We start from the raw sequence: 22,126 nt of genomic DNA on the forward strand, positions 1-22,126 counted from the left end.
GATGTAATGGACCGCGTGACTCTCGCAGACGACCTCGGGAAGACCGTCGGCGACAAGACCGCCAAGGTCCTCAAGAGCAAGTGGGACATGGCGACGGTCGGCGACCTGCTGCGGCACTATCCGCGCAGGTACGTGCGCCACGGGGAGCTCACCGACCTCGCGTCCCTCGCCGAGGGCGAGGACGTGACGATCGTCGGACGTGTCGTCGACGCCCGCCAGCGCAAGATCACCAAGCGGCCGTTCCAGCTGCTCGAGGTCACCGTCGAGGACGCGACGGGCCGCCGCATCGCGCTCACCTTCTTCGGGACCGGCGTGCACAAGGCGGGCGCGGATCTTCAGCCCGGCGTCCTGGCGATGATCGCCGGACGTGTCGGGATCTTCCGCAACAAGGTCCAGCTCAACCACCCGGACTACGAGGTCATACCGGGACGGGCCACTGCGGAAACCGTCGAGGAGTACGCGGCACGCCCTATCCCGCTTTATCCGGCGACCAAGGACCTGCCGTCCTGGAAGATCAAGAAGGCCGTCGACTACGCGCTCGGCCCCGGCCTCGAGCTGCCCGACCCGATGCCCGCCGAGCTGCTGGCCAGGCGCGGCCTGGTCTCGCTGAGCGCGGCGATCGAGGGCATCCACCGGCCCAAGGACGACGACGAGCTGAAGGCCGCGCGCAAACGGCTCAAGTGGGACGAGGCGTTCTACGTCCAGCTCGCCCTCGCGCTGCGTCGCGCGGCCGCCGCCGACCTGCCCGCGACGCCGCGCCCCGACCGTCCCGACGGCCTGCGCGCCGCCTTCGACGCGACGCTGCCGTTCACCCTCACCGAGGGGCAGGTCGAGGTGGGCGCGGAGATCGCGGCCGACCTGGCGCGCGAGCACCCCATGCACCGGCTGCTGCAGGGCGACGTCGGCGCGGGCAAGACCGTCGTCGCGTTGCGCGCGATGCTCCAGGTCGTCGACGGCGGCGGCCAGGCCGCCCTGCTCGCGCCCACCGAGGTCCTCGCCCAGCAGCACTACCGCTCGATCCAGGCCCTGCTCGGCCCGCTCGGCCGCGCCGGGCAGATCGACGGCGCGGAGGGCGCGACGAAGGTGGCCCTGCTGACGGGCTCGCAAGGCGCGAAGGTCAAGCGCGCTGCCCTGCTCGAGGCGGCCTCGGGGAGCGCGGGGATCGTCGTGGGCACCCACGCGCTCATCCAGGAGCACGTCCAGTTCGCCGATCTCGGCCTGATCGTGGTGGACGAGCAGCACAGGTTCGGCGTCGAGCAGCGTGACGCGCTGCGGGAGAAGGTCGCCGGAGGGCGGCCGCACGTGCTCGTCATGACGGCGACGCCGATCCCGCGCACGGTCGCGATGACCGTCTTCGGCGACCTCGACACCTCGGTCCTCGCCCAGCTTCCCGAGGGCCGCTCTCCGATCGCCACACATGTGGTCCCGGCGGAGAAGCCCGCGTTCCTCGCGCGTGCCTGGGACCGCATCCGTGAGGAAGCCGCGCAAGGCAGACAGGCGTACATCGTCTGCCCTCGCATCGGTGAGGCCGACGAGCCTGCGCGCGAGGAAGGAGAGGACAGACCTCCGCTCGCCGTTATGGAGCTGCTGCCGATGCTGGAAGGCGAGCTGCTGAAGGGGTTGCGTATAGACGTCCTGCACGGGCGCATGCACCCCGACGACAAGGAGGCGGCGATGCGGCGCTTCGCCTCCGGCGAGACCGACGTGCTGCTGGCCACCACGGTCATCGAGGTCGGCGTCGACGTCCCCAACGCGACACTGATGATGATCATGGACGCGGACCGCTTCGGCGTCTCCCAGCTGCACCAGCTGCGCGGCCGGGTCGGCCGTGGCGGGCTGCCCGGACTCTGCCTGCTGGTCACCGACGCGCCCCCCGACGCCCCGTCGCGCCGGCGGCTCGACGCCGTCGCCTCGACCACCGACGGCTTCGAGCTGTCCCGGCTCGACCTCGAGCAGCGCAGGGAGGGCGACATCCTCGGGGCCGCGCAGTCCGGCAGCCGCTCGTCGCTGCGGCTGCTCACCCTCCAGTACGACGAGCGGGTCATCGCCGCCGCGCGCAAGGAGGCCACCCGGATCGTCGCGGAGGATTCCGACCTCAAGGCGCATCCCGCGCTGTCGGCGGCGCTCGCCGAACTGCTGACCGACGAGCGCGCGGACTATCTCGACAAGACCTGAACTCCGGTATGGGTCGGCGTTAAACCGCCCCCACGAGGTATTGCCTACTAAACAGGTTGACTTTATGGGGGATGTGGGCGAACATCTTCCTTATGAGCGTGCTTCTTCTGGTAGGCCGCCTGCACGTCGACCTCCGACGCCAGGCGAGCTGTCTGTGTCGCCGCAGCTGAACCACGCCGCAGGCCGACCCAGAAGGAGAGAGAACCCATGTCCGACCTGACCGTCCTGGAGGAGTACCTCCGCGACCCCGACCCCCGCATCCGCCGCGCCGCCGTCGAACTGCTCGGCGAGACCGCGCTCGGCGGCGCGGGAGACGCCCTCGCCTGGGCGCTCGCCGACGAGGACGCCGAGGTGCGCGCCGCCGCCGCGCTCGCCCTCGCCACGCTGCGCCCGCCCGTCGGCGAGGACGGCATCGACGCGCTGCGCCTCGCCGCCGCCGGAGGCAAGGACCCGCTCGTGCGCGGCACCGCCAAGGCGCACCTGACGCTGCTCGCCGACGCGCACCGCGCGCTGTACGCCCAGGGCCTCGCCGACGACGAGCCCCAGATCCGCGCCCAGGCGGTCCTCGCGCTGACGTCGCTGCGCGCGGCCGACGCCGTCCGCGAGGCCGCCGACGACCCCGCGCGCGACGTCCGCGTCGCTGTCGCCGACGGGCTCGCCCGCCTCGACAGCGCCGACGGACTCGACCAGCTCCTGGACGACCACGACCCCGTCGTCCGGCTCGCCGCCCTCGACGCCGCCGCCGCGCTCGGACTCCCGGACGCCCTCGTCCCGCCCGCCCTGCGCGCCCTCAGGCACAGCAGCTGGCAGGTGCGCAAGCGCGCCGCCCGCGTCCTCGCCGGAGCCCCCGCCGCCGAAGCCGCGTCCCCCCTCTCCGCAGCCCTCCGCGACCCCGTGGTCGACGTCCGCCGCGAAGCCGTCCAGTCCCTCGAACAGTGGGCCTCCCACGACCCCAACGTCCTAGCCGCCCTAACCGAAGCCCTAACCGACCCCGACCCCGGCGTCCGCACCCAAGTCCGCTGGGCTGTGTTCAACTGCCGCAGCTCCGCTGCGGCGGTGATCGGGCGCTCTTAGCCGCCGTCTTCCCTCCGCCTTGCTCGCCTTGCGGCTCACAAGGCTCCGGTCCAGGCGACGGCGCGCCCGATCACTCTCAGCGTTAAGCCCGAAGGCCGTGGCCCCGGCTGGGCTGGAACCCGCGGAGGTTCCAGTTCGGCCCGGGGCCGGAGGTTCCCAGAGCGTCGCCCGGCCAGGGGACAACTAGGCTCGGGTTCTATGACGAGGGTTATTGCCGGGGTGGCCGGGGGGCGGAGGTTGCGGACGCCGGAGGGGCGGGATACGCGGCCTACGAGTGATCGGGCGCGGGAGGGGCTGTTCTCCACCGTGCAGGCGTTGCTGGGGTCGTTGGAGGGCGTGCGGGCGGTTGATCTGTTCGCGGGGTCGGGGGCCGTGGGGCTCGAGGCGCTTTCGCGGGGGGCGGCGCACGCGCTGCTCGTGGAGTCGCATCCGAAGGCGGCGCGGGTGATCCGGGAGAACATCGACGTGCTGGGCCTGCCGGGGGCGCGGCTCGTCACCGACAGGGTCGAGCGGCTTGTGCGGACCGCGCCCGAGGCGTCCTACGACTTCGTGTTCGCCGACCCGCCTTACGCGGTCCCGGATGAGACGGTCGTGGAGATCCTGGAAGGGCTCCGGGACAACGGCTGGCTCTCCGACGGCGCACTCGTCGCGGTGGAGCGGGCGAGCAGGGGTCCGGCGCTGAAGTGGCCGGAAGGCTATGTCCCGGAGCGGGACCGCAAGTACGGCGAGGCCGTCTTCCACTACGCGTCCTTCGAGCACTCCGCGTAGTCCCGCTTTCCCTTCGCTTTCCCCGCCACCGGTTAGCGTCGGCCGGTGTGAACGTCCAGCTCAGGCGTACCGCGGTGGTCGCGCTCGGCATGATCTTCGCGATCATGGTCCAGGTGACGGTGATCATGGCGTTCCAGTCCGACGACCTGCGCCAGGACAGCCGCAACGCGCGCCAGTTCAACCGCCAGTACGAGCGCGACAGGGGCGCGATCCTCGCCGGGAACGTCCGGGTCGCCTATTCCGAGCGCAACGCGGACGGCAAGACGTTCGACCGGCACTACCGGGAGGGCGAGGTCTTCTCCCCGGTCACCGGCTACTTCGGCGCGTTCAGCACCACGGGCCTCGAGCACGCCATGAACGGCGTCCTTGACGGCACCGACGGCCGCGTCTCGGTGCGCGGCCTGGTCGACTGGGTGACGGGCAAGCTCCCCAAGGGCGGCGACGTCCACACCACGATCGTGCCCCGCGCCCAACGCGTCGCCTACCGGGAGCTGAAGGCGAGCACTTCCCTACAGGCCGCCGCCGTCGCGGTGAACGCCGAGACCGGCGCGATCGAGGTGATGGCGTCCTACCCCTCCTACGACCCTGAGGACGTCGCCGTCCGCGACGTGAAGGCCGCCAGCAGCGCGCTTAAGCGCCTTGAGGGCACGACCGGGAACCCCCTGCTCAACAAGGCGACCCGCGAGCTGTACCCGCCCGGCTCCTCCTTCAAGATCGTGACGGCCGCCGCCGCGCTCGCCGCCGGCATCGCCGAGAACGGCACGGTGCCGGCGGGCGCGTCCTACCGGCTGCCGGGCACCGCGACGGTCATCGGCAACAGCCACGACTCGGGCGGCTGCGGCCAGGCCAGGACGACGCTCCTGAACGCCTTCGCCCAGTCCTGCAACACGACGTTCGCCGAGATCGGGGCCGAGGAGGTCGGCAACGCAGGGATGCGGGAGCAGGCGACCGCCTTCGGCTACGGCACACGCTTCGAGTACGCGCCCGGCCTGACCGCCGTAGCCAGCGACTTCCCTGAGACCGACGCCGCACAGACCGCCCTCGCCTCCTACGGGCAGGGCGCGAACGTCGCGACCGTGCTCCAGATGGCCCTCGTCGCGGGCGCGGTCGCCAACGGCGGCGTCGTCATGCGCCCCCACCTCGTGGAGAAGATCACCGTGCGCGGCTCGACCATCGAGGAGACCGAGCCCATCGTGTTCGGCAGGGCGGTGACTGCCGCCCGAGCGGCCGAGCTCAAGGAGATGATGGCGGCCGTCGTCAGCCAGGGGACCGCGACGAACCTCAGGGGCAGGGGCGTCGCGGGCAAGACCGGCACCGCCGACGTCGACGGCGCGGCCTACAACGACCGCTGGTTCGTCGGCTACGCCACGTCCGGCCCGCACGCCATCGCGGTGATGACCCAGGGCACGGGCTACGGAGGCACCGCCGCCGGTCCGATCATGGCCGACATCGCCGCCGCGCTGAGCTGACGGTTCCGGCCCCCGGACGCCCCCGGCTCGCCCCGCCGCGTACCGGGGAAGTGCCGTTTGGTACCTTCGCGCCGTCCGCTCCGAAAGGATTTGATGGTCGTGCGCCGAGTCGTGTGTCCGGGCTCCTTCGACCCGGTGACCAATGGTCATCTCGACATCATCAGCCGTGCCTCGCGCCTGTACGACGAGGTCGTGGTGATGGTGTCGATCAACCTCGCCAAGAAGGGCCTGTTCTCCATCGAGGAGCGGCTCGACATGATCCGCGAGGTCACCCGCGACCTCGGCAACGTCAAGGTCGACTCCTTCCGGGGGCTGACGGTCGACTACTGCAAGCAGCACGACATCCCCGTGATCGTCCGTGGCCTGCGCGCGGTCACCGACTACGACTACGAGCTCCAGATCGCCCAGATGAACAACCGCATGTCGGGCGTGGAGACGCTGTTCATGGCGACGAGCCCCGAGTACGCCTTCCTTTCGTCGAGCCTGATGAAGGAGGTCGTCCGCTGGGGCGGCGACGTCGCGGGCCTGGTGCCCGTGCTGGTCCACGACAGGCTGATCGAGCGTCTCAAGGACGCCTGAGCCGACCCCTGACGCGGCCTTCGCCGGGCCGTCCGGACCCCTGACGAGGTCTCGAGTTGGGGTGCGCGCCCCGACACCGGTATCCTTGTCCATCGGCCATGCCTGACGTGGCGATCCGACCGTGCACACGTGTTCTCTCGGACCGGCGTAAAGCCGGTTCCCGAGCTGAGCCCTGAAGGGGGAGCCCTGTCCAGCCTCGATCCCAAGGCGCCGCTCGTCGTCGACACGAGGACGCTCGGCCGCCGACCGGGATCGATGAAGGAACAGCGGATCACCCCCCCGGCACCGGAGGGTCTGGGCGTCGAAATGGTCGGCGTTCCCACGGACGCCGAGATCGAGGTCGACCTTCGGCTCGAATCGGTGATGGAGGGCGTGCTCGTCTCGGGCACGGCGTTCATGCCCATCGAGGGTGAGTGCGCACGCTGCCTGGACGACATCTCCTTCACACTGGAGGTGGATTTCCAGGAACTGTTCGTCTACGACGACACCCGCTCAGGGGCGGGTGCCGACGACGACGAACGCCGTCTTGACGGGGATCTCCTCGATCTGGAGCCGGTGCTCCGGGACGCGGCGGTGCTCGCGCTGCCGTTGTCCCCCCTGTGCCAGGACGACTGTCCCGGCCTCTGCGCGGAGTGCGGTGAGCGGCTGGCCGACGCAGGCCCCGAACACTCGCACGACGTCGCCGACCCCCGGTGGGCGGCATTGCAGGGCCTTGCCGAAACACGAGAAGAAAGCCAGGAGGGCTGACAAATGGCCGTCCCGAAGCGGAAGAAGTCCCGCAGCAACACCCGCCACCGCCGTTCGCAGTGGAAGGCCCCGCGCATCGCGCTGGTCGAGTGCCCGCAGTGCCGTGACCAGAAGCTGCCGCACGTGGCCTGCTCCAACTGCGGCACCTACAACAAGCGGCAGGTCGTCGAGACGGCCTAGCCGCCGCCGCGAGACCCGTCCCCGGGGGTCGGTGCCGCACGCTGTCGCGTGTGGGGCCGTCCCCCGGTTTTCGTCACAGGGGCGCCACCTCGCGGGAGGCCACCTGAGGCCGTGGTGCACGCCGGATCTCGCCGGCGCGCACCTCGTCCCCCGGATGTCCTCGTGGACGCGCAGGTTCCGCCCTCATCCCGGCCCGCGGGCCTCGTCATGTGAGGAGCTGGAATGACCGTACCCACCGCCGCGCTTGAGGAGCGGATCGGGCTCACGCTCGATCCCGCGCTGCTGGAGCGGGCGCTGACGCACAGGTCGTACGCGTACGAGAACGGCGGCCTGCCGACGAACGAGCGCCTTGAGTTCCTCGGCGACTCGGTGCTCGGCCTCGTCGTCACCGACACGCTCTACCGGGGGCACCCGGATCTGCCCGAGGGCCAGCTGGCCAAGCTGCGCGCCGCCGTGGTGAACATGAAGGCGCTCGCGGGCGTCGCCCGGGGCCTCGACCTCGGCGCGCACATCAGGCTCGGCAGGGGCGAGGAGGGGACCGGGGGCCGCGACAAGTCCTCGATCCTCGCCGACACCCTCGAGGCGCTGATCGGCTGCGTCTACCTCGACCAGGGCCTCGGGGAGGCTTCCGCGCTGGTGCACCGGCTGTTCGACGGCCTGATCGCCAGCTCGGCCAAGCTCGGCGCGGGCCTCGACTGGAAGACCTCGCTCCAGGAGCTGACGGCCGACGAGGGCCTCGGCGTCCCGGAGTACCACGTGGACGAGAGCGGCCCCGACCACCAGAAGACGTTCCGCGCCTCGGTGCGGGTCGGCGGCCGGGCCTACGGCCAGGGCGAGGGGCGCAGCAAGAAGGACGCCGAGCAGAAGGCCGCCGAGGCCGCCTGGACGGAGATCCGCGCCGGGCTCGACGCCGCCGCCAAGACCGTCGCGGAGAAGTCGGCGGCCAAGACGGCGCAGCGGTCCAACGGCAAGCCGACCGGGGCCAAGGGCGGCGATGCCTGAACTTCCCGAGGTCGAGGTGGTCCGGCGCGGCCTGGACAGCTGGGTCGCCGGCCGGACCGTCTCGACCGTGGAGGTGCTGCATCCGCGCGCGATCCGCAGGTTCCTGCCGGGCGAGTCGGAGTTCTCCGCGCGCTTGGCCGGGGTCACCCTCGGCGCGCCGCAGCGGCGCGGCAAGTACCTGTGGCTGCCTTACGGCGACGGCGCTGTGCTCGCCCATCTGGGCATGAGCGGCCAGCTGCTCGTGGGGGAGGCCGCCGCGCCGCAGCAGAAGCACCTGAGGGTCCGTTTCACCTTCACCGACACCGGCACGCCGGACGGCACCGACCTGCGCTTCGTGGACCAGCGGACGTTCGGGCATCTCATGGTCTGCCCGCTCGTGCCCGACCCGTCGTGCGGCCCCCACCCGGTCCCCGACGTGATCGCGCACATCGCGCCGGACCCGTTCGAGGACGCGTTCGACGACGAGGCGTTCTTCAAGGCCATGAAACGCAAGCAGACCGGGGTGAAGCGGGCGCTGCTCGACCAGTCGCTGATCAGCGGCGTCGGCAACATCTACGCCGACGAGGCGCTGTGGCTGGCGAAGCTGCACGGCGAACGGCTGACCTCGACCCTCACCCGGCCGAAGACGGCCGAGCTGCTCGCCTCAGTCCGCGAGGTCATGGGCGCGGCGCTGGAGGCGGGCGGGACGTCCTTTGACAGCCTGTACGTCAACGTCAACGGGGAGAGCGGGTACTTCGAGCGCTCCCTGAACGCCTACGGCCGCCGTGACGAGCCCTGTGCGCGCTGCGGAAGCCCGATCCGCCGGGAGGTCTTCATGAACCGGTCGTCCTACAGCTGCCCGAAGTGCCAGCCGAGGCCGCGCGGCGCGGCGCGGGCGTCGTGATGGCGGCGGGGGAGGGCGTCAGGCTGACGGCCTGGGTGCGCGGCAAGGTGCAGGGCGTCGGTTTCCGCTGGTGGACGCGGGCGCGGGCGCTGGAACTCGGCCTCGTCGGGTCGGCGGGGAATCTGCGCGACGGGCGGGTCGAGGTCGTCGCTGAGGGGGACAAGGCGGCCTGTGAAAGGCTGCTTGAACTGCTGCGTTCCGGCGACACGCCGGGGCGTGTCGACGGCGTCACCGAGCGGTGGGATGTGGCGCGCGGTAATGTTGAGGGTTTCGTGGAAAGATGACCGACTGGCAATCCGCGCCAGACCTGCTAAACTCTTTACGACAGGGTTGTTACGGGTCTGTGACGTACGACTTGACCGGCGTCCCGGCCAGTGCGACTCTAGTCGAGTTGATAACCGCTGCCCTATCATGAGTGCAGTGTGATCTCTGCTGGTTACTCAGCGTGGAGGACCCTCAATCATGGCGAAGGCTCTACTCGGCCACGTCGGCGGTCCCGACCCCCGGATGGTCGCGGAGATGCGACGTCTCCAGCGGCGGGTACGGGACCTGGAAGCCGAACTCGTTCGGCTCCAGGAGGAGAACGAAGCCCTCAGCTCGTCTGAGGCCGTGCACTCCGTCGATCGCGAGCCCGCGCTCACCTGAGCGGGCTGTATCCGGGACACAATTCCAAGACCAGTCCGCACACGGTCACACCCCGGATACCGACAGACAGGGACGTCGATGACAATGGCGTCCCTTTTGTCATTTCTCAGCTTTTCGTCACGGCTGTGGAAAACCTCGGTGCGCGTCGTCGTCCGATGGGACGATGGGGAAGCCGGGCACCGGGGTTAAGCTGCTTCCTTCACTCCCGGCGACCGCTGGTCACTCCGGCCCGCCGCCGGGGCCGTGTCCGTGAGGGGGAGCGTCCGCGCGTGTATCTCAAGAGCCTGACCCTGCGCGGGTTCAAGTCCTTCGCCTCCTCGACCACGCTGCGCTTCGAGCCGGGCATCACCTGTGTGGTCGGCCCGAACGGCTCGGGCAAGTCCAACGTGGTCGACGCCCTCGCCTGGGTGATGGGCGAGCAGGGGGCCAAGTCGCTGCGCGGCGGCAAGATGGAGGACGTCATTTTCGCCGGGACGGCCAACCGGGCCCCGCTCGGCCGCGCCGAGGTCGTGCTGACCATTGACAACTCCGACGGCGCCCTGCCGATCGACTACTCCGAGGTGACGATCAGCCGGCTGATGTTCCGGTCGGGCTCCAGCGAGTACTCGATCAACGGCGACGGCTGTCGGCTGCTGGACGTGCAGGAACTGCTGTCCGACTCCGGCATCGGCCGCGAGATGCACGTGATCATCGGCCAGGGCCAGCTCGACCAGGTGCTCAACGCCGGTCCCGAGGGGCGGCGCGCGATCGTCGAGGAGGCCGCGGGCGTCCTGAAGCACCGCAAGCGCAAGGAGAAGGCGCTCCGCAAGCTCGACGCGATGCAGGCCAACCTGACCCGCGTCCAGGACCTCACCGCCGAGCTGCGCCGTCAGCTCAAGCCGCTGGGCAAGCAGGCCGAGATCGCGCGGCGCGCGGCCGTCATCCAGGCCGAGCTGCGCGACGCCAAGCTGCGGCTGCTCGCCGACGACCTCGTGACGCTCTCGGCCAAGATCGAGCGCGAGGCGGCCGACGAGGAGTCGGTGCGCAGGCGGCGCGCCGAGGTGGAGGCCGCCCTTGCCACCGCGCAGACCCGCGAAGAACAGCTCGACGCAGAAGCCGCCGAGGCCGCGCCGGTGCTGGCCGCCGTGCAGGAGACCTGGTTCCGGCTGTCGTCGCTGAAGGAACGGCTGCGCGGCGTCGCGGATCTGGCGGCCGAGCGGCACCGCGGCGCGACAGGCTTCCAGGACGAGGAGCGGTTCGGCCGCGACCCCGAAGACCTTGAGCGCGAGGCCGAGGAAGCGCGCGCCCAGGAAGAGGTGCTCGCCGAGCGGCTTGAGGAGGCGCAGGGCGCGCTTGACGAGGCGGTCGCAGAGCGCGCGGGGGCCGAGTCGGCCCTTGCCGCCGAGGACCGCCGTATCCAGCAGCTCGCCCGCGCCGCCGCCGAGCGCCGCGAGTCCCTGGCCAGGCAGCGGTCCGCGCTCGACGCGCTGCGCTCGAGGCTCCAGGCGGCGGGCGCGGAGATCGGCAGGCTCACCGAGGCCCGCCTTGCCGCCGAGGACCGCGCGGAGGCCGCGCTCGCCGAGGCCGCCGCCTTCCAGTCCGAGATCGAGGCCGATCCCGCCCTCGCCGCCGAACTTGAGCTGGCCGAGGCGGCGCTGGCGGAGGCCAAGGACGGCGCGGCGGCGGCGCGCGAGGGCGTCGCGGGGCCGCGCGGGGCGCTCAAGGCGGCCCGCGAGCAGATCGGGGCGGCGCGCGCCGCCGACCAGCGCGCGCAGAAGGAGGTCACCGCGCTCCAGGCACGGATCGAGGCGCTCGAACTCGGGCTCGGCTCGGCCGCCGACGGCGGCGAGGAGCTGCTGTCGTCGGGGATCGCGGGTGTCGAGGGCACGCTGGCCGCCTCGTTGACCGTTCGGCCCGGCGCGGAGGCGGCGATCGCGGCGGTGCTGGGCGCGCTGACCGAGGCGATCACGGTGACCTCGCTTGACGCGGCCGCCCACGCCCTTGCGTTCCTCGGTGAGCGGGGGGCGGCGGCGGGCCTGGTGATCGGCTCAGCGCCGAAGGTCCCCGGCAGCGGCCAGGCGTGCCCGTCCGGCGGGGTGTGGGCGGCCGAGCTGGTGACGGTCCCGGAATCTTTGCGTCCGGCGCTCGACCGGCTCCTGGAAGGCGTCGTCGTGGTCGAGGACCCGGCGCTGGCCCGTGAGATCGTCGCCGCCTCGCCGGCGCTGCGCGCGGTCACCCGCGACGGCAGGCTGCTCGGCGCGCACTGGGCGCGCGCGGGGTCCTCCAGCGGCCAAGGGCCGCTGCAGATGCGCGCCTCGCTTGACGAGGCCGTCGCGGACCTCACCAGGGCACGTGAGGCGGCCGAGCTGAGCGCCGCCGCCCTTGAGGAGGCGTCCGAGGCCGAGGCCGAGGCGCAGCTGGCCGTCGAGGAGGCGCAGGCGCTGGCGACGGCGGCCGAGGCGGCCGTGGGCAGGGCGCAGTCCGACCTTGACGGGGTCCGCGCCCGGCTGCGCGAGGCCGATGCCGCCGCCGCGCAGGAGGCCAAGCAGGAGGCAAGGCTTCAGGCCGCCGCGCAGGCCGCCCGACAGGAGGCCGAGCGCCTTGCGGGCAACGTACGCGACGCCGAAGACAACAGGGACGCCACCGCAGAGCGCCTCGCCGAGATGGAGGAGCGTTACGCGGTCGAGGCGGAGGCCGAGCCCGAGGAGGAGCCCGACACCGAGATCCGCGAGGAGCTCGCCGAACGCGTCACCGAGCTGCGCGGCGCGGAGATGGAGGCGCGTCTCGCCGTCCGTACCGCCGAGGAGCGCGCGGGGGCGCTCGCCGGACGCGCCGACGCCCTTGAGCGCCAGGCCGAGCAGGAGCGCCGCAGCCGCGCGCAGGCCGTCGAGCGACGCCGCCGCCGCCAGCAGCAGGCGCGGATCGCCCTGGCCGTCCAGGAGGGCGCGCGCACGGCCCTTGCCCGCATCGGGGTGTCGCTGGAGATCGCGATCGCCGAGCGGGAGGAGGCCGAGCGCCGCCGCGCCGCGCGCGAGGAGGAGCTGAAGGTGGTGCGCGGGCAGGTCCGCGAGTACGCCACCCAGCTTGAGCGGCTGGTCAACGTGGTGCACGGCAGCGAGGTCGCGCGGGCCGAACAGCGCCTGCGGCTGGAAAGGCTCCAGGAGAAGGCGCTCGAGGAGTACGGGATGGAGGTCGAGGGGCTCGTCGCCGAGTACGGGCCCGACCAGCCCGTCCCGCCGCAGGACCCCGAGGCCGCGCCCGAGCCGTTCGACCGGGCCGTGCAGGAGAAGCGGGCGAAGGCCGCCGAGCGGCAGATGGCACAGCTGGGCAAGGTCAACCCGCTCGCCCTCGAGGAGTTCGCCGCGCTCGAGGAACGGCACGCGTTCCTCACCTCGCAGCTTGAGGACCTGAAGAAGACGCGTAAGGACCTCTTCGACATCGTCAAGGACGTCGACCAGAGGGTGCAGGAGGTGTTCGCCGCCGCGTACGCCGAGACCGCAGAGCACTTCGAGGGGATCTTCTCCCGGCTGTTCCCCGGCGGCGAGGGCTCGCTGTCCCTCACCGACCCCGAGGACATGCTCACCACCGGCATCGAGGTCGCCGCGCGGCCGCCGGGCAAGAAGGTCAAGCGGCTTTCGCTGCTTTCCGGCGGGGAGCGCTCGCTCGTCGCGATCGCCTTCCTCGTCGCGGTGTTCAAGGCGCGGCCCAGCCCGTTCTACGTGCTTGACGAGGTCGAGGCCGCGCTGGACGACACCAACACGCAGCGGCTCATCGGCGTCTTCGAGGAGCTGCGCGAGTCGTCACAGCTCATCGTCATCACCCACCAGAAGCGGACCATGGAGGGCGCGGACGCGCTCTACGGCGTCAGCATGCGCGGCGACGGCGTCTCCCAGGTGATCAGCCAGCGCCTCCGCGAAGCCGAACCCGCCTGACACCCGGGCCCGGGTCCTGAGCCGGGTATATCGGGGTTCGGGACCCGGGCGGCCGGGCGGAGCCAGGCCCCGCACAGCCCGAGTCCCGAGCCTGGGATATTGGCGGAGTCTGCGAGACTGGACGGGCTATGGAATATCTGATTCTCGGTATCGCGCTGCTCGTGATCATCGCGGTCGGCGGGACTGTCGCGCTGTTGCGGTCCCGTTCGGACGCGCCGACCATCGAGGCGCCGCCGGAAACGCCGCAGATCACCAAGCCGTCGGGCACGGGTGAGGACCTCGGGGAGGGCGGGGTCGTCACGGCCCCCGAACCCCCCTCCGCACAGGCGCCGGCCGCGCCCGAGATCGAGGTGCCGCCGCCGAGCGCGGGCCGCCTCCAACGCCTGCGCGCCAGGCTCGCCCGCTCGCAGAGCACCCTGGGCCAGGGCCTGCTCGCCCTGCTGTCGCGCGACGCGCTCACCGACGACGACTGGGACGAGATCGAGGACATCCTGATCACCGCCGACGTCGGCGTGGCCCCGTCGCGGATGATCGTTGACGAGCTGCGCACCCGCGTGCGGGTGGACGGCAAGCGCACGCCGGAGGAGGTCAGGGCGCTGCTGCGGGAGCAGCTGATCGCCCAGATCGGCCCGGACATGCCGCGCGGCCTCAAGGTCGACAGGCACGGCGGCAGCGGCAACCCGGCGGTCGTCATGGTCGTCGGCGTCAACGGAACCGGCAAGACGACGACGACGGGCAAGCTCGCCCGCGTCCTGGTGGGCGACGGCAAGACCGTCGTGCTGGGCGCGGCCGACACCTTCCGCGCCGCCGCGGCCGACCAGCTCGCCACCTGGGGCGAGCGGGTGGGCGCGCACACCGTGCGCGGTCCCGAGGGCGGCGACCCGGCCAGCGTCGCGTTCGAGGCGGTCAAGGAGGGCATCGCCGAGGGCGTCGACACCGTCATCGTGGACACCGCGGGCCGCCTGCACACCAAGGTCGGCCTGATGGACGAGCTCGGCAAGGTCAAGCGGGTGATCGAGAAGCAGGCGACCGTGGACGAGGTGCTGCTCGTCCTGGACGCCACGACCGGCCAGAACGGCCTCACCCAGGCCCGTGTCTTCGCCGAGGCCGTCAACATCACCGGCATCGCCCTGACCAAGATGGACGGCACCGCCAAGGGCGGCATCGTCATCGCCGTCCAGCGCGAACTCGGCGTCCCCGTCAAGCTCGTCGGCCTCGGCGAAGGCCCCGACGACCTCGCGCCTTTTGAACCCGGCGCGTTCGTCGACGCGATCCTCGGCTGAGAAGCGCGAAAGATCGAATTGCCGGAATCCAGGCTTTCTGGATACCTGAGCTTGGAACGTTCCCCCTCGATCTGTGCTTACGTGAGGAGATAGGCACGAACCCGTACGGATCGGGGGGATCGAAGTGTCAACACCGACCAGGCGCCCGCATGGCGCGACGTCAGCAGGGGGAGAGGCCGCTCCGGGGAGCGCGGTAAGCGGTTCGTCCGCCCAGACGACCGGCGGAATGCACGGGGAAATGTCGGGGCGGCCCATGCCGCCGATGCTCTCCGCCGAGCAACGCATCACCTCGACGGCGTCGAAGGCGTCGGCGATCTCGGCGGGGGTGCTGCTCATCGGCACGCTGCTGCCGTGGCTCAGTGTGACGTTCTTCAGCGCCGCGACCTTGAGCGGCGTCCGCGTGTGGGAGGGCAAGGTCGCGCTCGTCCTGGCCTTCCTCGCCGGTGCGATGGCCCTGGCCGCGATGGTGACCAGCGGGAACCGCCGCGGGATGCTGATGGGCGCGGCGATCTGCGGCGTGCTCGCGTTCATCGCCTGCGTGGTCTTCGCGTTCCGGTTCGGTAACGCGCTGGACATCCCGCCCGTGCTGGGCGGCAGCGAGGCGGTCGCGCTCGCGGACGCCGGAATCGGCCTCGACGCCGGCTGGTACCTGTCGATCGCCGCGAGCATCGCGCTCGTCGGTTTCGCCCTGTGGGGCGCGATGGCGCACAAGCAGGCGTCGAACGTCCCCGGCATGGAATGGGTCGACCCCGGCGCTCCCGGGGCCCAGACCGGCTCCAGCGGGACGCACGCCGCCGGAGGGGCAGCCGGGCACACCGGCACCCACCGACAGCCCTGACGTCCTTCTGAGGGGCCCGTGCGCGGCACGGGCCCTTTCGCATGCCCTTTTCCCAGTTCACCGCCCCCGCGCCGTACTCGTCCCCGGATGGCGCTGTGCCGGAAAGATGTCGCTCCTGTCACATTTCGGAGTGCATTCGGATGATCACTTGACAGACGTTGGAACGATGCGAGAGGGGAAACACTTGCGAAACATCGGTTCTGGATGTTTCACACGTCGGAAACATCTGTGCCGCGAGGGTGAAACGGCCAAGGAAGAGTCTTCTGGGCGAACGGAAATCCCGCACTAGGAGGGGCGCTCTTCCTGATGGAAATCGACAGCGGCAACACAGCGTGGGTACTCGCGAGCGCGGCGCTCGTGTTGCTCATGACCCCGGGCCTCGCGTTCTTCTACGGCGGCATGACCCGCGCGAAGTCCGTCCTCAACATGATGATGATGAGCTTCGTGTCCATGGCCGTCGCGGGCATGGTCTGGGTGCTCTGGGGCTACTCGGTGGCCTTCGGCAGCGAGGGCGGCATCCCCGCCCTGTTCGGCGGGCTCGACGCCTGGGGCCTCGTCGGTCTTGAGACCGCGGTCACCGACGGTCTTCCCGACCTCGCCTTCGCCGCCTTCCAGGCGACCTTCGCCATCATCACCGTCGCCCTGATCTCGGGCGCCATCGCCGACCGGGCGAAGTTCCTCACCTGGGTGGTCTTCATCCCGGTGTGGCTGACCCTGGTCTACCTGCCCATCGCGCACTGGGTCTGGAACGCCGAGGGCTGGATCTTCAAGCTCGGCGCGATCGACTTCGCCGGTGGCACGGTCGTCCACATCAACGCGGGTTGTGCCGCGTTGGCCCTGGCCCTGGTCCTCGGCAAGCGCAAGGGCTGGCCGAAGGAGCCGATGCGTCCGCACAACCTGCCGTTCGTGCTGCTCGGCGCCGGTCTGCTGTGGTTCGGCTGGTTCGGCTTCAACGGTGGTTCGGCCCTGGCCGCCAACGAGACCGCCTCGCTGGCGTTCCTCAACACCATCGTCGCCACCGGCGCTGCGGGCTTCGGCTGGCTGATCGTCGAGAAGCTCCGCGACGGCGCGGCCACCACGCTGGGCATCGCGTCCGGCATCGTCGCCGGTCTCGTCGCGATCACCCCGGCCGCCGCGGCCATGACCCCGGTCGGCGCGCTCGTCCTGGGCCTCGTCGCCGGCGCGATCTGCGCCGTGGCCGTCGGCCTCAAGTACAAGCTCGGCTACGACGACTCCCTTGACGTCGTCGGCGTCCACCTGGTCGGCGGCGTCATCGGCGCCCTGGCGATCGGCGTCTGGGGCTCGGCCGCCTTCGGCGCGGACAGCCTCCTGGCCGGTGGCGGCATCGAGCTGCTCGGCAAGCAGGCCCTCGCCGTGGTCGCGACGCTGGCCTACTCGTTCATCGTCACCTTCATCATCGGTAAGGTCCTTGACCTGACCCTGGGCTTCCGGGTCGACGAGGAGGCTGAGGTGTCCGGCATCGACCTCGCCGAGCACGCCGAGACCGCCTACGACTTCGGGCCCTCCACCTCCGGTGGCCGCAGCGGCGCCCCCGCTCCGGTCTCCGCCGACTCGAAGGTCGAGGCAGACGCGTGAAGCTCATCACCGCCATCATCAAGCCTTTCAAGCTGGACGACGTGAAGGCCGCCCTGGAGACCTTCGGCGTCAAGGGCATGACCGTCAGTGAGGCCAGCGGCTTCGGCCGCCAGAAGGGCCACACCGAGGTCTACCGCGGCGCCGAGTACAAGGTCGACGTCGTGCCCAAGATCCGCCTGGAGATCCTCGTCGACGACGAGGACGCCGAAGAGGTCATCGACGTGGTCGTGAAGGCCGCGCAGACCGGCAAGATCGGCGACGGCAAGGTCTGGTCGACCACGGTCGACACGGTGGTCCGCGTGCGGACCGGCGAGACCGGAGCCGAGGCCCTCTAGGCCGGGGCTGTCGGGTTCGGGGGAGAGCGCGAGGGGCGTTCCGGAGCACATCCGGGACGCCCCTTACTCTGTGCGGAGAGGTGAAGCAGGTGCTGAGTTTCGCGACGGAACGGGCCGCGCGCGCGGCCGAGCTCGACGAGTGGCTGGCGGGGCTGGTCGCCGACGCCGAGGGGGTCGCGCTCGTCGCGGTCGGCAGCCTCGGCAGGAGGGACCTCACGCCGGGGGGCGACGTCGACCTCGTCCTGCTGCACGAGGGGCGCGCGGACATCGCGGAGCTCGCCGAGAAGATCTGGTACCCGGTCTGGGACAGGGGCCTCAAGCTCGACCATTCGGTGCGCACCGTCGCCGAGGCGAGGGCGGTCGCGGCCGAGGACCTGAAGGCTGTTCTCGGGCTGCTGTACGGCAGGTGCCTTGCGGGGGACCGTGCGCTCGTAGAAGACCTCCGCTCCAAGGTGCTCGCAGATTGGCGCGCCTCCGCGCGCACAAGGTTGCCGGAACTACGCGAGATGACGGTCGAGCGCTGGGAGCGCCTCGGCGAACTCGCGTTCCTGCTCGAAGGCGACGTGAAGGACGCCAAGGGCGGCCTGCGCGACGTGCACGTCATGCAGGCGGTCGTCGCGACGTGGGCGGTGCCGGAGCCGTCGCCGAAGGTCAAGGCCGCCTACAACACACTTCTGGACATCCGTCACGCGCTGCACAAGCGCACGGGCCGTTCCGCCGACCGCCTCCTGCTCCAGGAGCAGGACGGCGTCGCCGAGGAACTAGGGCTCGAAGACGGCATCGCCCTGCTCGGGGCGGTGGCCGAGGCCGCGCGGACCATCTCCTACGCGGGCGACACCGTCTGGCGCAACGTCGAACGCTTCCGGACCCCGCCCGCGCGCTCAGAGCGGACGCCCATCGCCGACGGCCTTGTGGAGTACCAGGGCGAGGTCGTTCTGGCGCGCGGGGCGAACCTGGCGGACCCGTCGATGCCGCTGCGCGCGGCGGCCGCCTCCGCCAACGCGGGCCTGCCGCTCGCCCCGGCGACGCTCGACCAGCTCGCCAAGTCCTTCACCGGCCTGCCCGTCCCGTGGCCTGAGTCCGCCCGTACGGCCCTGGTGTCCCTGCTGGGGGCCGGAGCCGCCGCCATCCCCGTGTGGGAGGGGCTCGACCAGGCGGGGCTCGTGGTGCGGATGATCCCCGACTGGACCCGGGTGCGGAACCGTCCGCAGCGCAACGCCGTCCACAAGTGGACGGTCGACCGGCATCTGATGGAGGCCGCCGCGGGCGTCGCCGCGCGCATCCGCGACTCCTCCCGGCCTGACCTGCTGCTCGTCGGCGCGTTCCTGCACGACATCGGCAAGGACGGCTCGGGCCGCGACCACTCGATCGTCGGGGCCGAGTACACCCGCGAGATCGCCGCCTACCTCGGCTTCCCCAAGGAGGACGTCGAGGTGCTCGAAGCCGTCGTGCTGCACCATCTGCTGCTTCCGGACACCGCGACCCGCCGCGATTTGGACGACCCGCAGACGATCGAGACCGTCGCCAAGGCCGTCAAGACGCCGCTCGTGCTCGAGCTGCTGCACGCCCTGGCCGCCGCCGACGCGGGCGCGACGGGCCCGGCCGCGTGGGGCACCTGGAAGTCGCGCCTCATCGACGAACTCGTCCGCCGCACCGCCGCCGCCCTGCGCGGTGACGAGCCGCCGCGCACGCCCGCCCCGACCTCCGCGCAGCTCGCGCTGGCCCGGCATGACGGAGTCGCCGTCCGGGTGAGCAGCACGGCCGTCCGGGGGACGTGGGCGCGCCACACGGGCGGCTCGCTGAGCGTCACGATCGTCGCGTGGGACCGTCCGGGGCTGCTGTGGCAGGCCGCCGGGGTGCTCGCCATGCACCGGCTCGTCCTGCGCACCGCGCGCACGTTCTCGCACGGCGACGTGGGCGGCGGCAACGCCGTCATCGAGTTCACCGCGCAGCCCGAGTTCGGCAGCCCGCCCGAGCCCGCCTCGATCGAGGCGGACCTCCGCCGCGCCCTCGCCGGCCGCCTCGACGTCGCCGACCGGCTGGAGAAGCGCGCCAAGTCCGTGCGGATCAGGCCCGGGGTGCGGGTCGCGCCGCCGCGCGTCACGTTCGTGGAGGAGGCGTCGAGCACCGCCACCGTGGTCGAGGTGCGCGCGCACGACCAGCCCGGCCTGCTGTGGCGGATCGGCAGGGTCCTGGGAGACTGCGGCCTGCACATCCGCGCCGCGAAGATCGACACGCTCGGCTCCGAGGCCGTCGACGTGTTCTACGTCGTGGGCCACGACGGCGGCCCGGTCACCGACCCCGTCCTCCTCGCGGAGATCGAGGAGGACATCATCAGCGCCCTTGGCTGAACGGCGAGAGAACCGTCATCTGGGGTGTTCGTGGGCAATTTGCCAAACAAGCCGCGAATGGACATGTGATCGGGGGCCGGCCGTTCGTCTGACGGGCCCAGGGTGAACCTCCGCGAGCCAAGCGGTTCGCCGGCGGCGGTATGGCCGCCGAAGCATCTTCGCGGAGGAAGAATGCTCAAGAAGATGGTCCTCAGCGTGGCGGCCGCCATGCTGGCCGTCTCGGTCGTCCAGGCTCCGGCGAGCGCCGACCCGGGCTTCACCCCGTCCAAGACCGACCTCGTCGGGGTCGGTTCGGACACCACCCAGGACGTGGTGAACGCGCTCGCCGCCGCCTACAACAAGAAGAAGCCGGCCGCCAGGCTCGCCAGCTTCAACGCGACGGGCTCGGCGACCTTCACGCCCAAGGCCGGTCTGCCCAAGCGGGCGCGCGTGGTCGGTTCCAGCAACGGCATCAAGGCGCTGCAGGCCGACACCGAGGGCGCCTACGACTTCGCCCGCTCCTCGCGCGCGAAGAAGACCGACGGCACCGAGGCCACGCTGGCCTTCTACGCCTTCGCGCAGGACGGCGTCACCTGGGCGGTGAACTACAACAGCTTCGCGCCCAAGAACCTGAAGAAGTCGCAGCTCGCGAACATCTACAAGTGCTCGGCCTCGGCCCGCTACTGGGACCAGGTCGGCGGCAAGAAGAACGGCAAGAAGCGCGTCGTCATCAAGCCGTGGCTGCCGCAGGCCGGCTCCGGCACCCGCTCGTTCTTCCTCGGCGCGATCGGCCTGACCGACGCCCAGGTCGGCTCCTGCGTCAACCAGAAGGCCACCAACATCGAGAACGACGGCAAGAAGGTCGGCGCGGGCCGCGCCGTCATCGCGCCGTTCTCCATCGGCCAGTGGATCGCCCAGGCGATCAACGGCAAGAACGACCGCCACGGCAAGCTCGTGCTCGGCAAGATCGGCGGCGTCTCGCCGACCACCGGCAAGATCACCATCACCAAGAAGGGCGGCGTGAAGGGCAAGAACATCCGCCTGAACGCCTCGGACTTCCCGCGCCAGCACCTGCGCCTGGTCTACAACGTGGTCCGCGCCGCCGAGGCCGCCAAGTTCGAGCCGATCTTCGGCCAGACCGGCTTCCTCTGCGACCAGACCAAGACCATCCGCGCCTACGGCTTCGAGCCGATCGGCGGCGGCTGCGGCGCGGTCTCCTGACGCCGGAACCTTCCGCACAACGAGCCGAAGGCGACCGGCGCGATCCGGCCGCCTTCGGCCCTGTCCTCATCAGAACGGTTACCACGATGAGCATGGCCCCTCCGGCCGCGCCCGGCACCGCGCCCGCCGAGCCGCGGCGCGTCGTCACCGCGCGTTTCGCGCCAGTCGACGCCGCCTTCCGGACCGCCGTGCGCGGCTCCGGCGTGACCCTCCTGGTCATCCTCGGCTTCATCGGCCTGTTCCTCGCCGTGCGCGGTTTCGCCGCGCTCGAAACCGCGGGACTCGACTTCTTCGGCACCCGGTCCTGGGACCCCGAGCTGCACGACTTCGGGATCGCCGCGGTGCTGCCGGGCACGATCGAGATCGCGCTGACGGCGCTCGCGGTGGGCGTCCCCATCGCGGTCCTCGCCGCGCTGTACATCAGTGAGTACGCGGCCCCGGGCATGCGCCGCGCGCTCATCTCCCTCGTCGACCTCATGGCCGCGATCCCGTCGATCCTCTACGGGCTGTGGGGGGTGACGTTCCTGCAGCCGCGCCTGATCGGAGTCTCGCGCTGGCTGTCGGACCACGCCTCCTTCATCCCGTTCTTCCGGGTGGACACCGACCACGCCGACCCCGGCTCCTACACCTCGTCGCACTTCATCGCGGGCATCGTCGTCGCGATGATGGTGATCCCGATCTGCTGCTCGCTGTCGCGCGAGGTCTTCTCGCAGGCCCCGCAGGCGGAGCGGGAGGCCGCCTACGCGCTCGGCTCGACCCGCTGGGGCATGATCCGGACAGTCGTCCTGCCGTTCGGGCGCGGCGGCGTCATCGGCGCGGCGATGCTCTCGCTCGGCCGCGCGCTGGGGGAGACCATCGCGGTCGTCCTCATCATCTCCCCGGACTTCCGGGCCACCCTTCACATCCTCGAAGGCGGCGGGAACTCGATCTCCGCGCTCATCGCGCTGCGCTACGCCGACTCCAGCGACTTCGGCCTGTCGGCCCTCATGGCCGCAGGGCTCGTGCTGTTCGCGCTGACGCTCGTCATCAACTTCTTCGCCGCCATGATCATCAACCGCAGCCGCTCCGGCGCTTCGACCGAGGCATGACC

The 22,126-nt window shown here is 71.2% G+C and carries 20 protein-coding genes; all 20 read left to right on the forward strand.

What is annotated here, in order from left to right; translation table 11 throughout:
• Positions 1–6: 6 nt before the first annotated feature.
• The 20 genes from recG to pstC all read left to right on the forward strand — a co-directional run bounded on the left by recG (position 7) and on the right by pstC (position 22,124).
• A complete protein-coding gene (gene recG, locus R9X44_RS04920) occupies positions 7–2,175 on the forward strand; it encodes an ATP-dependent DNA helicase RecG (protein WP_319812732.1) in 2,169 nt (722 codons plus the stop codon).
• 92 nt (positions 2,176–2,267) lie between these two features.
• Positions 2,268–2,345, forward strand: coding sequence for a putative leader peptide (locus R9X44_RS35695; RefSeq protein ID WP_413774907.1), 78 nt, complete (start codon positions 2,268–2,270; stop codon positions 2,343–2,345).
• Positions 2,346–2,382: 37 nt separating this feature from the next.
• Positions 2,383–3,249, forward strand: a complete 867-nt coding sequence (locus tag R9X44_RS04925; RefSeq protein ID WP_319812733.1) for a HEAT repeat domain-containing protein — start codon at positions 2,383–2,385, stop codon at positions 3,247–3,249.
• Positions 3,250–3,447: 198 nt separating this feature from the next.
• Complete coding sequence (gene rsmD, locus R9X44_RS04930) at positions 3,448–4,017, forward strand: 16S rRNA (guanine(966)-N(2))-methyltransferase RsmD (protein WP_319812734.1); 570 nt, start codon at positions 3,448–3,450, stop codon at positions 4,015–4,017.
• Between the two features lie 47 nt (positions 4,018–4,064).
• On the forward strand, positions 4,065–5,486 hold the full coding sequence (locus tag R9X44_RS04935; RefSeq protein WP_319812735.1) for a penicillin-binding transpeptidase domain-containing protein: 1,422 nt from the start codon (positions 4,065–4,067) through the stop codon (positions 5,484–5,486).
• 99 nt (positions 5,487–5,585) lie between these two features.
• A complete protein-coding gene (gene coaD, locus R9X44_RS04940) occupies positions 5,586–6,065 on the forward strand; it encodes a pantetheine-phosphate adenylyltransferase (RefSeq protein WP_319812736.1) in 480 nt (159 codons plus the stop codon).
• A 129-nt stretch (positions 6,066–6,194) separates the two neighbouring features.
• Entirely contained in the window at positions 6,195–6,812 is a 618-nt protein-coding gene (locus R9X44_RS04945) for a YceD family protein (RefSeq protein WP_319812737.1), read from the forward strand.
• 3 nt (positions 6,813–6,815) lie between these two features.
• Complete coding sequence (rpmF, locus tag R9X44_RS04950; protein ID WP_319812738.1) at positions 6,816–6,992, forward strand: 50S ribosomal protein L32; 177 nt, start codon at positions 6,816–6,818, stop codon at positions 6,990–6,992.
• A 222-nt stretch (positions 6,993–7,214) separates the two neighbouring features.
• Positions 7,215–7,994 carry a ribonuclease III gene (gene rnc, locus R9X44_RS04955; RefSeq protein WP_319812739.1) on the forward strand — a complete coding sequence of 260 codons (780 nt, stop codon included), beginning with the start codon at positions 7,215–7,217 and terminating at the stop codon, positions 7,992–7,994.
• Positions 7,987–8,877: a bifunctional DNA-formamidopyrimidine glycosylase/DNA-(apurinic or apyrimidinic site) lyase gene (mutM, locus tag R9X44_RS04960; protein WP_319812740.1), complete on the forward strand. Its 891-nt coding sequence runs from the start codon at positions 7,987–7,989 to the stop codon at positions 8,875–8,877. Before rnc ends, mutM begins: the two co-directional genes overlap by 8 nt.
• The gene (locus R9X44_RS04965; RefSeq protein ID WP_319812797.1) at positions 8,877–9,161 is read left to right on the forward strand and encodes an acylphosphatase; all 285 of its coding nucleotides are present in this window, start codon (positions 8,877–8,879) and stop codon (positions 9,159–9,161) included. Before mutM ends, R9X44_RS04965 begins: the two co-directional genes overlap by 1 nt.
• Before the next feature lie 178 nt (positions 9,162–9,339).
• On the forward strand, positions 9,340–9,522 hold the full coding sequence (locus R9X44_RS04970) for a hypothetical protein (RefSeq protein WP_319812741.1): 183 nt from the start codon (positions 9,340–9,342) through the stop codon (positions 9,520–9,522).
• A gap of 269 nt (positions 9,523–9,791) precedes the next feature.
• Positions 9,792–13,433 (forward strand): chromosome segregation protein SMC, encoded by a 3,642-nt coding sequence (smc, locus tag R9X44_RS04975; protein ID WP_319812742.1) that lies wholly within the window; start codon positions 9,792–9,794, stop codon positions 13,431–13,433.
• A gap of 128 nt (positions 13,434–13,561) precedes the next feature.
• A complete protein-coding gene (gene ftsY, locus R9X44_RS04980) occupies positions 13,562–14,716 on the forward strand; it encodes a signal recognition particle-docking protein FtsY (RefSeq protein ID WP_319812743.1) in 1,155 nt (384 codons plus the stop codon).
• Positions 14,717–14,969: 253 nt separating this feature from the next.
• On the forward strand, positions 14,970–15,554 hold the full coding sequence (locus R9X44_RS04985) for a hypothetical protein (protein ID WP_319812744.1): 585 nt from the start codon (positions 14,970–14,972) through the stop codon (positions 15,552–15,554).
• Between the two features lie 306 nt (positions 15,555–15,860).
• On the forward strand, positions 15,861–17,150 hold the full coding sequence (locus R9X44_RS04990; protein WP_319812745.1) for an ammonium transporter: 1,290 nt from the start codon (positions 15,861–15,863) through the stop codon (positions 17,148–17,150).
• Positions 17,147–17,485, forward strand: coding sequence for a P-II family nitrogen regulator (locus tag R9X44_RS04995; protein ID WP_319812746.1), 339 nt, complete (start codon positions 17,147–17,149; stop codon positions 17,483–17,485). The genes R9X44_RS04990 and R9X44_RS04995 overlap by 4 nt, the downstream gene beginning before the upstream one ends.
• 89 nt (positions 17,486–17,574) lie before the next feature.
• Positions 17,575–19,836, forward strand: a complete 2,262-nt coding sequence (locus R9X44_RS05000) for a [protein-PII] uridylyltransferase (RefSeq protein WP_319812747.1) — start codon at positions 17,575–17,577, stop codon at positions 19,834–19,836.
• Between the two features lie 171 nt (positions 19,837–20,007).
• Positions 20,008–21,036: a substrate-binding domain-containing protein gene (locus R9X44_RS05005; RefSeq protein WP_319812748.1), complete on the forward strand. Its 1,029-nt coding sequence runs from the start codon at positions 20,008–20,010 to the stop codon at positions 21,034–21,036.
• 86 nt (positions 21,037–21,122) lie between these two features.
• On the forward strand, positions 21,123–22,124 hold the full coding sequence (gene pstC / locus R9X44_RS05010; protein WP_319812749.1) for a phosphate ABC transporter permease subunit PstC: 1,002 nt from the start codon (positions 21,123–21,125) through the stop codon (positions 22,122–22,124).
• Positions 22,125–22,126: the final 2 nt, after the last annotated feature.

Origin of the sequence: Actinocorallia sp. A-T 12471, assembly GCF_033875155.1 — a bacterium.
GTDB lineage: Bacteria > Actinomycetota > Actinomycetes > Streptosporangiales > Streptosporangiaceae > Actinocorallia.